Raw genomic sequence first — 13578 nt, forward strand, 5'->3', positions numbered from 1 at the left:
TCCTGCCATGGTGGCGGTCTTTCCATGCCGGTTGATGCCCGCATTCTAAGCGAGAACACAGTTGCGCCGCTTGCGGCGGCAAGGTCTTTCGTCGAAAATTTCCGCAAACCTACTCATATCCTCGTCGCAATCTCCGGCGGCAGTGATTCCACCGGCCTGTTGCTGGCATTACATGAGGTAGTGACGGAGGCGGGTCGCGACGGATTGCGGCTTTCCGCCATTACTGTCGACCATGCGCTGAGAACGGAATCCGCCGATGAGGCCCGCAAGGTTGCCGCGCTTTGTGCAGAACTGAATATCTTTCATGCCACGCGCCGATGGGGTGGCATCAAGCCGGCTGCCGGCATATCCGAAGCATCCCGTATTGCCCGCTACCGCCTGATCGCCGAGGTCGCCCAGGAGGTCGGCGCCGATCTCGTCGTGACTGGGCATACGATCGGCGACCAGCGGGAAACAGTGGCGATGCGTGCCGCCCGCAGCGCGGAGGCTGACAATCTCGGCCTCTCCGGCATGGCGGACGCGGTATTATACGATGGGCGCTATTGGATCATGCGGCCGTTCCTGAAATGTGAGAGGCAGGCAATCCGCGACTACGTATCATCCCGCTCGTGTGGCTGGTTTGACGATCCGAGCAACGAGAATACAAAATATGAGCGCGTGCGCGTGCGGCAGGCGCTTCCCGATTCTCCGGTGCAGCCTGATGCGGAGGCCGCCGTCAAAAGGCAGGCGCTTTCTGAAAAAAGCGCCGATTTCCTGCGCAACCACGCGCAAATCTTTCATGCCGCAGTCGCCAGATTGCCGGTGGACAACAAGCTGGTCGATCCCCCCGAGTTCCGATACGGGCTGGCGGCGCTCATTGCCACGCTTGGCGGGAGGGCCTATTTTCCGGCTGCTCGTAGCATGGCGCGAGTTCTGCAATTTCTCAAAGCCGGTGAAAACGGTCGGATGACGGTCGGCCGCGTTCTGCTCGATCGCAGGCGGGATGGGCTTTATATCTTCCGTGAGCAGCGAAACCTGCCGGAGCTTCGTCTCGAGGTTTCCGAACAGGGGCTGTGGGACGATCGTTTTTTTGTGAGGAACGGACCCACATTTCCGATCCGCGTTGCCGCAGCCAGTGTGGGCGGTGCTTCGGAAGCGGCCCGGCTTTTTCCTTCGGTGCCGCCCGGGGTGGCAAAATCGGCGATGGCGGGCCTGCCGCAAATCGCCGCAGCGGTTGCCGGATCGAACTCCCTTGAGGGCGACGTTGAGATTACGCCAAGGCTTGCACCGTTTGACCTTTTCCTGCCGCGTTTCGACCTTGAGTTGGCGAATGCAATCGCAATTTTATTTGGCCGCCCGGCATATCCACAGCCCCCGGTTTAAATCGGGCCTCTTTTTCGTGAATTGCCTTGGAATACTTTTTACACCAAAACGCATCAGATAACGCCGTTCGCCTTGGCAACGGCAGATGTCGTCCTTATGTTAGGGGCACATAATAGCGGGCAGCAGATATGTCCGTGTGAGTTCGGGGAGTTCGATGAACCCAAATTTCAGAAATTTCGCCTTGTGGGCCGTGATCGCCCTCTTGCTGATCGCGTTGTTCAGCATGTTCCAGACGTCGCCGACGCAAACGGGTTCGCGGGAAATCCCGTATTCCCAGTTTCTTCGCGACGTGGATTCCGGGCGAGTTCGCGACGTGACCGTCACCGGTAACCGGGTTCTCGGAACCTATACCGAAAATGGCACGGCCTTTCAGACCTATTCCCCCGTCATCGACGACAGCCTGATGGAGCGCTTGCAGAGCAAGAACGTCACCATCGTGGCGCGTCCTGAAAGCGACGGCTCCTCCGGCTTTCTGAGCTATCTCGGCACGCTTCTGCCGATGTTCCTCATCCTCGGCGTCTGGCTGTTCTTCATGCGGCAGATGCAGGGCGGCTCGCGCGGCGCGATGGGCTTTGGCAAGTCCAAGGCGAAGTTGCTGACAGAAGCCCATGGCCGTGTGACGTTCGACGATGTTGCAGGCGTGGACGAAGCCAAGCAGGACCTTGAGGAAATCGTTGAATTCCTGCGCGACCCGCAGAAGTTCCAGCGCCTCGGCGGCAAGATCCCGCGCGGCGTGCTGCTGGTCGGCCCGCCCGGTACGGGTAAGACGCTTCTGGCGCGCTCCGTTGCTGGCGAAGCCAATGTGCCGTTCTTCACCATTTCCGGTTCGGACTTCGTGGAAATGTTCGTCGGCGTCGGCGCAAGCCGCGTGCGTGACATGTTCGAGCAAGCCAAGAAGAATGCACCCTGCATCATCTTCATCGACGAAATCGACGCCGTCGGCCGCCATCGTGGCGCCGGTCTTGGCGGCGGTAACGACGAACGCGAACAGACGCTGAACCAGCTGCTGGTCGAGATGGACGGTTTTGAGGCGAATGAAGGCATCATCCTCATCGCCGCCACCAACCGTCCTGATGTTCTTGACCCCGCACTTCTGCGTCCCGGCCGTTTCGACCGTCAGGTCGTTGTGCCGAACCCGGATATTGTTGGCCGCGAGCGCATCCTCAAGGTGCATATCCGCAACGTGCCTCTGGCGCCGAATGTCGATCTCAAGGTTCTGGCCCGTGGCACACCCGGTTTTTCGGGCGCGGATCTGATGAACCTCGTCAACGAAGCCGCCTTGATGGCCGCCCGCCGCAACAAGCGCGTGGTCACCATGCAGGAATTCGAGGACGCCAAGGACAAGATCATGATGGGTGCGGAACGCCGCTCTTCCGCCATGACCGAGGCCGAAAAGAAGTTGACCGCCTATCATGAGGCCGGTCATGCGATTACTGCGCTGAAGGTTGCCGTGGCCGATCCGTTGCACAAGGCAACGATCATCCCGCGCGGCCGTGCGCTTGGTATGGTCATGCAGCTGCCGGAAGGCGACCGCTACTCCATGAGCTACAAATGGATGGTGTCGCGCCTCGTCATCATGATGGGTGGCCGTGTTGCCGAGGAACTGACCTTCGGCAAGGAAAACATCACGTCAGGCGCGTCTTCGGATATCGAGCAGGCCACCAAGCTTGCCCGCGCCATGGTAACACAATGGGGCTTCTCCGACGCTCTCGGCCAGGTGGCCTATGGTGAAAACCAGCAGGAAGTGTTCCTTGGCCATTCCGTCTCTCAGTCGAAGAACGTCTCCGAGGCGACGGCGCAGACCATCGACACCGAAGTTCGACGTCTGATCGACGAGGCCTATACCGAGGCCCGGCGTATCCTCACGGACAACCACGATGGCTTTGTGGCAATTGCCGAGGGCCTTCTCGAATACGAGACCCTGACGGGCGACGAGATCAAGGCATTGCTGAGGGGCGAGAAGCCCGCGCGTGATCTGGGTGACGATTCTCCGGGCAGCCGTGGTTCGGCGGTGCCGAAGGCCGGCGCCAAGAAGGACGGGCCCAGTGAAGTGAAGGGTGACGGCGAAGCCAAGGGCGACGGCGAGGCCGAAGGCGGCATGGAGCCGCAGCCGCACTGATTGCCGGTGACAGGCAAGCTATTGTAAAAGGCCATCCGGTTTTCCGGGTGGCCTTTTCAGTTTGGTAACAAGATATAAGCCATTTTTGCGGTAATTTACGTGCTGTTTATCGTGGTTTGTGGCATCTAGCCAAAAAACGCTTCCGGCTGTTTCACCCTGTGCCGGAATGCTTGAAAAGATTTGGAGTTCAAATGGCACGCCGTTATTTCGGAACCGATGGTATCCGCGGACAATCGAACGTCTTCCCCATGACGCCGGATCTGGCGATGCGTGTGGGCATTGCCGTCGGCACGATCTTCCGGCGTGGCCATCATCGCCATCGCGTCGTGATCGGCAAGGATACCCGGCTTTCGGGCTATATGCTGGAGAATGCGCTGGTTGCCGGTTTTACCGCTGCCGGCCTTGATGTCTTCCTGCTCGGGCCTATTCCGACGCCGGCCGTCGCCATGCTCACCCGCTCGCTGCGCGCCGATATCGGCGTGATGATCTCGGCCTCACATAACCCGTTCTCCGATAATGGCATCAAGCTTTTCGGACCTGACGGATACAAGCTTTCCGACGAGCTGGAACTGGAGATCGAAGATCTTCTCGACAAGGATATATACGCGCAACTGGCGAAGCCCAGCGAGATCGGCCGCGCCAAGCGCGTGGATGGCGATATCTACCGCTATATCGAATTCGTCAAACGCACCCTGCCGCGTGATGTGACGCTGAGCGGCCTGCGGATCGCCATCGACTGCGCCAATGGCGCGGCTTACAAGGTGGCTCCGGCGGCACTCTGGGAACTCGGCGCAGAGGTCGTCACCATCGGCAACGAACCGAATGGCATCAATATCAACCTCGAATGCGGCTCCACCCATCCGGAAGCCCTGCAGAAGAAGGTGCATGAAGTGCGGGCCGATATCGGCATCGCGCTCGATGGCGATGCGGACCGTGTCATCATCGTCGATGAACGCGGCGAGATCGTTGATGGCGACCAACTGATGGCGGTCATCGCCGATAGCTGGGCCGACGATAACACGCTGCGCGGCGGCGGTATTGTCGCGACCGTCATGTCCAACCTTGGCCTGGAGCGGTTCCTCGGCGACAAGGGCCTCACTCTTGCCCGCACCAAGGTCGGCGACCGTTATGTGGTCGAGCACATGCGCAACCACAATTTCAACGTCGGCGGTGAGCAGTCCGGCCATATCGTATTGTCGGATTACGGCACGACCGGTGATGGTCTTGTCGCAGCATTGCAGGTTCTCGCCAAGGTCAAGCGTTCCGGCCGCACGGTTAGTGAAGTCTGCCGGAAGTTTGAGCCCGTGCCGCAGCTCTTGAAAAATGTGCGCATTTCCGGTGGCAAGCCGCTTGAAAATCCGGTCGTGCTGCAGGCAATCGCCGATGCGGAAAGCGCGCTGGCCAATAATGGCCGCCTCGTCATCCGTCCTTCCGGCACCGAGCCGCTGATCCGCGTCATGGCGGAGGGCGACGATAGCGCAAAAGTCGAAAAGATCGTCAACCATCTGGTCGGCGTCATCTCCAGCGCCCGCTCGGCCGCCTGAGTTATCGCGACAGTAACGAAAGACAAAAGCCGGCCTTCAAGCCGGCTTTTTCTTTGCGTGTTTTCTAATAAATATAGTGAATGATCGTGGTTAATCGGGACTTAACCATTTTACGCCACTCTCCGTGACTGAACAGTTCACTGGCAGCTGCCGCAACGCACGTGCCTATTCTGGAGTGGAAGTCATGAAAAACGCCCTGGCCGGATTTCTGGCCGTTCTGCTGACCGGCACAAGCGCCGTCGGCGCCGACCTTTACCAAGCCGAACCAGCGCCCGCCTATGTCGAGGCGCCGGAAGTTCAGATCACGCAGTCCAGCGGCTGGTATCTGCGCGGCGACGTCGGTTATTCCTTCAACAAGCTGCGCGGCGCCCATTATTATCAGGGCGGACCGGGTGGTTATCTGCAGGATTTCGATACGGCTGATATCAAGGACAGTTATGTCGTCGGCGCCGGTGTCGGTTATCAGTTCAACAACTATTTCCGCAGTGACGTGACCTTCGACTATATGGGCAAGTCGGATTTCCGCGGCTCCACGAGCGGTTTCTGCGGCTCTGTTCCGGGTCGCTGTGTTTCGGCTGATCTCAGCTCGCTGAGGGCCTACACGCTGATGGCCAACGCCTATGTCGATCTCGGCACTTATGGCCGTGTCACGCCTTATGTCGGTGGCGGTATCGGTGGCTCCTACGTCAAGTGGGACAAGCTGCGCAACACATCGTGCAGCGTCAATGGCCTGGGCTGCGACCCGACCACCGAGCACGGCGGCAAGGGCAAGTGGCGCTTCGCTTATGCCCTGATGGCAGGTGCGTCGATCGACGTCACCTGTAACCTGAAGGCTGATATCGGCTATCGTTTCCGCCACATCAACAAGGGCGATATGTTCGCTTACGAGAATGGCGGCGGTCCGGGCCGTGACAAGGGCCTTTATTCGCATGAAGTGCGCGTCGGTGGCCGCTATGTCTTCAACGGTTGCGATACGGCGCAATATATGCCGCCTGCCGATATTCCGCTGCAGCCTGCCGTTTACAAATAAACGTCACGCCAGACTGATAGCTTTAAGCCGCCTGCATCCTCCTTGGGTGCGGGCGGTTTTGTTTTAGCGGCTTGGCGCATGACGCATATGGACCAAAATTCTTCTGTGCAGCGACATATTCCGCTTGACTGAGATCGGCGACAGGAATAGCAACGGCGGCAGGACACCTCTCCCTAACGAGAGGCGCCTATCTGAAAGGGTAGTCAAATGACAGATATAGTGAAGCCGGACCTCCGTCCGGGCAATGCACATTTTTCTTCTGGTCCCTGCTCGAAGCGTCCCGGTTGGTCGCTAGATGCTCTCTCCGATGCACCGCTCGGTCGCTCGCATCGCGCAAAGGTTGGCAAAGCCAAGCTGAAGCAGGCCATCGATCTCATCCGTGAAATTCTTGATGTTCCCGCCGATTATCGCATCGGCATCGTTCCTGCATCCGACACCGGCGCTGTTGAAATGGCGCTCTGGTCGCTGCTCGGTGAACGTGGCGTCGATATGGTCGCCTGGGAAAGCTTCGGCGCTGGCTGGGTCACCGACGTCGTCAAGCAGCTGAAGCTGAAGGACGTGCGCAAGTTCGAGGCTGATTACGGCCTGCTGCCGAACCTTGCCGAAGTCGATTTCGACCGTGACGTGGTTTTCACCTGGAATGGCACGACATCAGGCGTTCGTGTTCCCAATGCCGATTTCATTCCGGCCGACCGCAAGGGCCTGACCATCTGCGACGCCACCTCGGCAGCCTTCGCACAGGACATGGACTTTACGAAACTCGACGTCGTCACCTTCTCCTGGCAGAAGGTTCTGGGCGGCGAGGGCGGCCATGGCGTCATCATTCTTTCGCCCCGCGCTGTCGAGCGCCTGCTGAGCTACTCGCCGGCATGGCCGCTGCCGAAAATCTTCCGCATGGTCTCCGGCGGCAAGCTGATCGAAGGCATCTTCACCGGCGAAACCATCAACACCCCGTCCATGCTTTGCGTTGAGGACTATATCGACGCGCTGCTGTGGGCGAAGAACCTCGGTGGCCTCAAGGCGCTGATCGGCCGTGCCGATGCCAATGCCAAGGTTATCTACGACTTCATCGAGAAGAACAACTGGATCGCCAATCTGGCCGTCAAGCCGGAAACCCGTTCCAACACCTCCGTCTGCCTGAAGATCGTCGATCCCGAAGTGCAGGCGCTGGACGCGGCCGCACAGGCTGATTTCGCCAAGGGCGTCGTTGCCCTGCTCGAGAAGGAAAATGTCGCCCTCGATATCGGCGCTTACCGTGACGCACCGTCCGGTCTGCGGATCTGGGCCGGCGCCACCATCGAGACGGCGGATATGCAAGCCGTCATGCCTTGGCTCGCCTGGGCCTACCAGACGCAGAAGGCAGCACTTTCCAAGGCTGCCGCCTGATTTTGATACCGGCCCTGCGCAGATGCAGGGCCGCACATTCCCCGCTTTCAAAACTGCACCATTTTTCAAGGAGCCCGTAAACCATGGCACCTCGCGTACTCGTATCCGACGAACTGTCGGAAACCGCCGTCCAGATTTTCCGTGATCGTGGCGTCGAAGTCGATTTCCAGCCGAAGCTCGGTAAGGACAAGGACAAGCTTGCCGAAATCATCGGCAATTACGATGGTCTGGCCATCCGTTCCGCCACCAAGGCAACCGAAAAGCTGATCGAGGCGGCGACCAACCTCAAGGTCATCGGCCGCGCCGGTATCGGCGTCGACAATGTCGATATTCCGGCAGCCTCGCGCCGCGGTATCATCGTCATGAACACGCCTTTCGGCAACTCCATCACCACTGCGGAACATGCGATTGCGCTGATGTTCGCCGTCGCCCGCCAGCTTCCGGCCGCAGACAGCTCCACGCAGGCCGGCAAGTGGGAAAAGTCGAAATTCATGGGTGTCGAAATCACCGGCAAGACGCTCGGCGTCATCGGCGCCGGCAATATCGGCTCCATCGTCTGCTCGCGTGCGCTGGGCTTGAAGATGCATGTTCTCGCCTATGACCCCTTCCTGTCACCGGAGCGTGCGCAGGAAATGGGCGTCACCAAGGTTGAGCTGGACGAACTGCTGGCCCAGGCCGATTTCATCACCCTGCACGTGCCGATGACCGACAAGACGCGCGGCATCCTCAATGCAGAGAACCTTGCCAAGACCAAGAAGGGCGTTCGTATCGTCAACTGCGCCCGTGGCGGTCTGGTGGATGAAGCGGCGCTTGCCGAAGCCATCAAGTCCGGCCATGTCGCCGGCGCCGGTTTCGACGTGTTCGAAGTTGAGCCCGCCACCGAAAGCCCGCTTTTTGGCCTGCCGAACGTCGTCTGCACGCCGCATCTTGGCGCATCCACCACGGAAGCGCAGGAAAACGTCGCTCTTCAGGTTGCTGAGCAGATGTCGGATTACCTCGTCAAGGGTGCGGTTTCCAACGCCATAAACATGCCGTCGATCACGGCTGAAGAAGCACCGCGCCTGAAGCCCTTCATCCGTCTGGCTGATGTTCTCGGCTCCTTCGTCGGTCAGGTGCAGGAAAGCGCCACCAAGGAAATCGAAATCCTTTATGACGGCGCAACCGCCAACATGAACACCAAGGCATTGACCAGTGCGTTGCTGGCCGGCCTGATCCGCAGCCAGGTTGCCGATGTGAACATGGTTTCGGCACCTGTCATGATCAAGGAAAAGGGCATCATCCTCTCCGAGGTCAAGCGCGACAAGACCGGCGTTTATGACGGTTACATCAAGCTGACGGTCAAGACGGAAAACCAGATCCGCTCGGTTGCCGGCACGGTGTTCTCGGATGGCAAGCCACGCTTCATCCAGATCAAGAACATCAACATGGATGCCGATGTCGGATCGCACATGATCTACATCACCAATACCGACGTTCCCGGCATGATCGGCTTCATGGGTACCACGCTTGGTGAAGCTGGCGTCAACATTGCCAACTTCCAGCTTGGCCGTGAAAAGGAAGCCGGCGACGCCATCGCGCTGCTTTATGTCGATGGTCCGGTTTCCGAAACCGTGCTGGACAAGCTGCGCGCCAACCCGGCCATCCGCCAGGTCAAGCCGCTGACTTTCAACGTCGACTGATACCCATCGTTCCTCCCAAGGGGACAATAAGGCCCGGTTCAGGGGAGACCCTGCGCCGGGTTTTTCGTTTTTCCGACCATCGATTTCACGGCAATGTGCGACCGTCTCGCGTTTCGGTTGCATATCACGAAAAATTTAAGCCGGGTGGTCTAAAAATGATGATCATGAGTTGCTATATCGCCTGCTGACATGCCGCTCATGGGAGGGCGGCCAACAGGAGATAGTGATGTTTGCTGCCTTTCGGCGCTTCAAGGGTTTGTTCGCAGTCGCCGCACTTGGTATCGCGGTGTCTTTCGTGGCGGTTGATATGGCCGAGGCACGCCGTGCCGGCGGTGGTTTCGGCAGCCGTGGTACGCGGACATATTCAGCACCACCTTCGACCAGTACCGCGCCGGGCCAGACCGCGCCGATTAATCGCAGCATGACTCCCAATACCAACCAGGCGGCGCCGAGTGCTGCCCAGCCGGCGCGCCCCGGTGCGCAGGCGGCCCCGCAGCAGAGCCGTGGCCTGTTTGGCGGCATGATGGGTGGTCTGATGGGCGGCCTGTTGATGGGTGGTCTGTTTGGCATGTTGATGGGCGGCGGTTTTGGCGGCATGGCCGGTTTCTTCGGCATGCTGATGCAGGTACTGCTTATCGGTGGTCTGGTGATGCTCGCCATGCGTTTCTTCGCATCGCGCCGTCAGGGCCAGCCCGCTTATGGTGCAGCCGGCGGCTCGCAGCGCACGGATCATTCCGGTTCCTCCTTTAATGGTGGCTCGCAGGCAGGTCCTTCCGCATCCTCGTTCAAAATCCCGAAGATCGGCGCGCTTGCCGGTGCTGCGGGCGGCGTGGCTGCGGCCACTGCCGCAACGGCCAAGCCGGTGGCGCACGCCAACGCCATTTCGGAAGGCGATGAAATCGGCATCACCCAGGGCGACCTCGAAACCTTCCAGAAAATGCTGGAAGACGTCCAGTCGGCCTATGCTGCAGAGGATTACGGCACGTTGCGCAAGCTGACGACCCCGGAAGCCATGTCCTATCTCGCCGAGGAACTGAGCGACAATGCCACGAGCGGTGTGAAAAACGACGTCCGCGACGTGACGCTGTTGCAGGGTGATGTCGCCGAAGCCTGGCATGAAGAGGGGCAGGATTATGCGACGGTGGCCATGCGCTACTCCGCCATCGACATCATGCGCGATCGCACCTCGGGCAAGGTTATCGAGGGTGACGAGAACAAGCCTTCCGAAGCGGTGGAAATGTGGACCTTCGTGCGCCGTGGCGGCAACGACAACTGGCAGGTCGCCGCCATTCAGGCTGCCGCCTGAGGCGATAGCGAGTTTCTTTTTTAAACTGAGCGGCCCGGAGGTTTACCAACCTCCGGGCTTTCGTTTGCCAGAATCCCGCGATGTCTCCGATTTTGGTGTTGATTCGGGTTGCGGCCCGGCACAGGCGGATGCGGGACAGGGCAAAAAAACGGCTGATAAATCTAACGGGTGATATCTGCCGCACCCACAAATTCCGATTTGGCCTTTCGCCCTGCCATGCAAGGGTTTGCGTGCTCCCTGCCAAGGCATCTTGTCTGCGCATGGCTCAGTGCTTCCACGGAATGGCCTTTTTTCATTCATCCGGCATTCAGTCCCCGCGTCTTAACCACGGGGCATACACGTCAATGTGACTTTTCGCGCCGGTTCTAAACCGCTTTGGAAAGGGAACCTCAGCCGCAAAACAGCGTTGACAATCCAATCCCCGGCCCGCCTCCCGCAAGCCGGGCTGGGTGGCCGGGCAACGCAGGCCCTGTGAGAACGGAGAGCTATCGAGATGAAACGCTTTGATCTGATCGACGGGATGCGTGGTTACTTCCTCGTTTTCATGCTGATCAACCATCTGGTGTTTGCCGGCGGCTTCTGGCTGGTGGAAATCAATCACCGGCAGTTTGCCTTTGTCGAGGACGCGCAGGGCTTCGTGTTCCTGTCCGGCCTGTTGATCGGCATGGTCTATGCGCGCAAGATGATGAAATACGGCTATGATGCCGGCAAGCAGATGATCTGGAACCGGGCGCTGGAACTCTATCGTTACGCGATGGGTCTCGTCATCGCCGTGCTGTTCTTCCGCATGGTCATCCCGCATGCACCCTATATCTGGTACAACTGGCTTGGCATGACGTCGTTCGACGATCCGTTGCGACTGGCGGCGATTGCGACATTCCTCTTCCAGCCGACCTTCATGGATATTCTGCCGCAATATATCGTCTACATGATATTTGCGCCGGTGCTGGTGAAGCTCTGCCTCGATGGCAAGTGGGCCTATGTCATGGCCGGCTCCCTGCTGGTCTGGATGGCTGGCCAGCTCGGCCTGCAGCAGATCGTCACGACGCCGCTCAACGAACTCGTCAAGGGTGCGGACGAGCAGGGTATACGCGTCAGCTTCAACCTGCTGGGCTGGCAGCTGGTGTTCTATTCGGCACTGGTTATGGGTGCGATGACGGCGCAGAACCGTATTCCGTGGAAGGCGATCTTCTCGCCGCAGCACACGTGGCTGCCAAAGGCTGCGCTGCTGATCTGCCTGTTCTTCCTGCCTCTGCGCATCGCCACGGCCTGGGGCCTGATGCCGGAATTCATGATGGGCAAGTTCTCGACCATGGAAATCCGCGCCGATTTCGGGCCCGTCTATCTCATTAACTTCCTCGCCGTCGGCGTCGGCCTCACCTGGCTGGTGATTGCCGGTCCGAAGCATCACAATCCGCTCGTGCGCTCCATTGCCGAAGGCGTGATCTGGGTGCTGTCGTTGAAGTTCCTGCAATTGCTCGGCCGCCACTCGCTGCAGGTCTATGTCTGGCACGTGGCGATCGTCTACGGCGTCTATTATCTGGACGGCCGTACGGCGGAACTGTCGCAGGTCAGCAAGACGCTGATTGCCTTCACGGCCATCGGATTGCTGGCTTTGCCCGCCCTGTGGCGGGAGCGCGACAAGTGGATCGGCAGCAGTGGCCAGAAGACGGCTGGCGCTTAACACCACTGTCATTTCCCGTGTTTGAGGGCTTTACGGGGCGGTTTTCCGCCCCGTACTTGCGTGCGCGGCCATTCCTTTCTATATGCAGCCCTTAAATCCGCAGGATGGCGAGGCAGGACAGTCCGGTTTTTCCGGCTGATGCCCACGCGGCGGATGACCGACAGGCGACGGGGCCTTTACCCCCGTTATGACTGACGATGGGAAAAAACGTGAATACGCTCGATTTTGACAAGAGGCCGGAAGATACCCGGATCGTTGTCGCCATGTCCGGTGGCGTCGATTCTTCTGTTGTAGCCGGTATCCTCAAGCGCGAGGGCTATGATGTCCTCGGCATTACGCTCCAGCTCTATGACCATGGTGCTGCCGTGCACCGCGCCGGTTCCTGTTGCGCGGGGCAGGATATTGACGATGCGCGCAGGGTTTGCGAAACGCTCGGCATTCCGCATTACGTGCTGGATTATGAAGCACGGTTCCGTGAAACCGTCATCAATCCCTTTGCCGAAGCCTACGCGATGGGCGAAACGCCGATCCCCTGCGTGGCCTGCAACCAGACGGTAAAATTTGCCGATCTGCTCGCCACGGCGCAGGAGCTGGGTGCCGATGCGCTGGCGACTGGCCATTATATTCGCTCGCGCCCCAACCCCGTCTCCGGCCAGCCGGGACGCCGGGCGCTCTATCGCCCGATCGACAGCGACCGTGACCAGAGCTGGTTCCTGTTTGCCACCACGCAGGAGCAGATCGACTACCTGCGCTTTCCGCTCGGCGGCCTTTCCAAGGCCGAAACGCGGGCGCTGGCGGAAGATATGGGGCTTGTCGTGGCCAAAAAGGCCGACAGCCAGGACATCTGTTTTGTGCCGCAGGGCAAATATACCGATATCATCAACAAGCTGAAGCCGAATGCGGCTCTGGCCGGCGATATCGTCCATCTGGACGGCCGTGTGCTCGGCCGCCATGATGGCATCGTGCATTATACGATCGGCCAGCGCCGGGGCATCGGTGTGGCGACGGGAGAGCCGCTCTACGTCGTACATCTTGATGCACGTGGTCGCCGTGTCATCGTTGGTCCACGCGAAGCGCTGGAAACCCGCCGGGTCTATCTTCGTGATATGAACTGGCTGGGCGATGACGCGCTGGCAAATGATGCCGGGCAGGGTTTTACCTGCTTCGCCAAGGTGCGCTCCACGCGTCCGCCAACCGAAGCGGTGCTGCATGCCGACGAAAACGGCATCTATGTGGATCTGATGACCGGCGAGGCGGGCGTCGCCCCTGGCCAGGCCTGCGTGCTCTATTCAGCGCCGGGCGCGGATGCCCGCGTTTACGGCGGCGGTTTCATCGAACGGTCGGAACGCTCGGTGGAAGCCGAGGCTTCGCTGAAGGCGCTTCTGGAAAAGCCGGTTGCGGCCTGAAACGGTTCGCTTTTTGCAGCGAGGTGGAAAGCGAATTTTTTGCGCATCTTGCGCTTGACACT

Annotated in this window: 9 protein-coding genes; all 9 read left to right on the top strand. The window is 59.6% G+C overall.

Going from position 1 to position 13578, the window contains the following annotated elements; all coding sequences use genetic code 11:
• Positions 1–24 precede the first annotated feature (24 nt).
• The 9 genes from tilS to mnmA all read left to right on the top strand — a co-directional run bounded on the left by tilS (position 25) and on the right by mnmA (position 13516).
• On the top strand, positions 25–1362 hold the full coding sequence (gene tilS, locus AKG12_RS15355) for a tRNA lysidine(34) synthetase TilS (protein WP_052819459.1): 1338 nt from the start codon (positions 25–27) through the stop codon (positions 1360–1362).
• 154 nt (positions 1363–1516) lie between these two features.
• A complete protein-coding gene (gene ftsH / locus AKG12_RS15360) occupies positions 1517–3481 on the top strand; it encodes an ATP-dependent zinc metalloprotease FtsH (protein ID WP_046799891.1) in 1965 nt (654 codons plus the stop codon).
• 191 nt (positions 3482–3672) lie between these two features.
• Positions 3673–5025 carry a phosphoglucosamine mutase gene (glmM, locus tag AKG12_RS15365; RefSeq protein WP_052819460.1) on the top strand — a complete coding sequence of 451 codons (1353 nt, stop codon included), beginning with the start codon at positions 3673–3675 and terminating at the stop codon, positions 5023–5025.
• 184 nt (positions 5026–5209) lie between these two features.
• The gene (locus tag AKG12_RS15370; RefSeq protein WP_052819461.1) at positions 5210–6055 is read left to right on the top strand and encodes an outer membrane protein; all 846 of its coding nucleotides are present in this window, start codon (positions 5210–5212) and stop codon (positions 6053–6055) included.
• A gap of 207 nt (positions 6056–6262) precedes the next feature.
• Positions 6263–7441 carry a phosphoserine transaminase gene (locus tag AKG12_RS15375; protein WP_052819462.1) on the top strand — a complete coding sequence of 393 codons (1179 nt, stop codon included), beginning with the start codon at positions 6263–6265 and terminating at the stop codon, positions 7439–7441.
• A gap of 83 nt (positions 7442–7524) precedes the next feature.
• The gene (gene serA / locus AKG12_RS15380) at positions 7525–9120 is read left to right on the top strand and encodes a phosphoglycerate dehydrogenase (protein WP_046799887.1); all 1596 of its coding nucleotides are present in this window, start codon (positions 7525–7527) and stop codon (positions 9118–9120) included.
• A 226-nt stretch (positions 9121–9346) separates the two neighbouring features.
• Complete coding sequence (locus AKG12_RS30270; protein WP_052819463.1) at positions 9347–10426, top strand: Tim44 domain-containing protein; 1080 nt, start codon at positions 9347–9349, stop codon at positions 10424–10426.
• 493 nt (positions 10427–10919) lie between these two features.
• Positions 10920–12110: an OpgC family protein gene (locus AKG12_RS15390; protein ID WP_052819464.1), complete on the top strand. Its 1191-nt coding sequence runs from the start codon at positions 10920–10922 to the stop codon at positions 12108–12110.
• 209 nt (positions 12111–12319) lie between these two features.
• Positions 12320–13516 (top strand): tRNA 2-thiouridine(34) synthase MnmA, encoded by a 1197-nt coding sequence (gene mnmA / locus AKG12_RS15395; protein ID WP_046799885.1) that lies wholly within the window; start codon positions 12320–12322, stop codon positions 13514–13516.
• Positions 13517–13578: the final 62 nt, after the last annotated feature.

It is taken from the genome of Agrobacterium sp. SUL3, from assembly GCF_001263295.1.
In the GTDB taxonomy this organism is placed as follows: Bacteria; Pseudomonadota; Alphaproteobacteria; order Rhizobiales; family Rhizobiaceae; genus Agrobacterium; species Agrobacterium tomkonis.

Coding starts and splice junctions, on each gene's coding strand:
- tilS (WP_052819459.1), top strand. CDS start 25: ATGCCGGTTGATGCCCGCATTCTAAGCGAGAACACAGTTGCGCCGCTT.
- serA (WP_046799887.1), top strand. CDS start 7,525: ATGGCACCTCGCGTACTCGTATCCGACGAACTGTCGGAAACCGCCGTC.
- AKG12_RS15375 (WP_052819462.1), top strand. CDS start 6,263: ATGACAGATATAGTGAAGCCGGACCTCCGTCCGGGCAATGCACATTTT.
- AKG12_RS30270 (WP_052819463.1), top strand. CDS start 9,347: ATGTTTGCTGCCTTTCGGCGCTTCAAGGGTTTGTTCGCAGTCGCCGCA.
- AKG12_RS15390 (WP_052819464.1), top strand. CDS start 10,920: ATGAAACGCTTTGATCTGATCGACGGGATGCGTGGTTACTTCCTCGTT.
- AKG12_RS15370 (WP_052819461.1), top strand. CDS start 5,210: ATGAAAAACGCCCTGGCCGGATTTCTGGCCGTTCTGCTGACCGGCACA.
- ftsH (WP_046799891.1), top strand. CDS start 1,517: ATGAACCCAAATTTCAGAAATTTCGCCTTGTGGGCCGTGATCGCCCTC.
- glmM (WP_052819460.1), top strand. CDS start 3,673: ATGGCACGCCGTTATTTCGGAACCGATGGTATCCGCGGACAATCGAAC.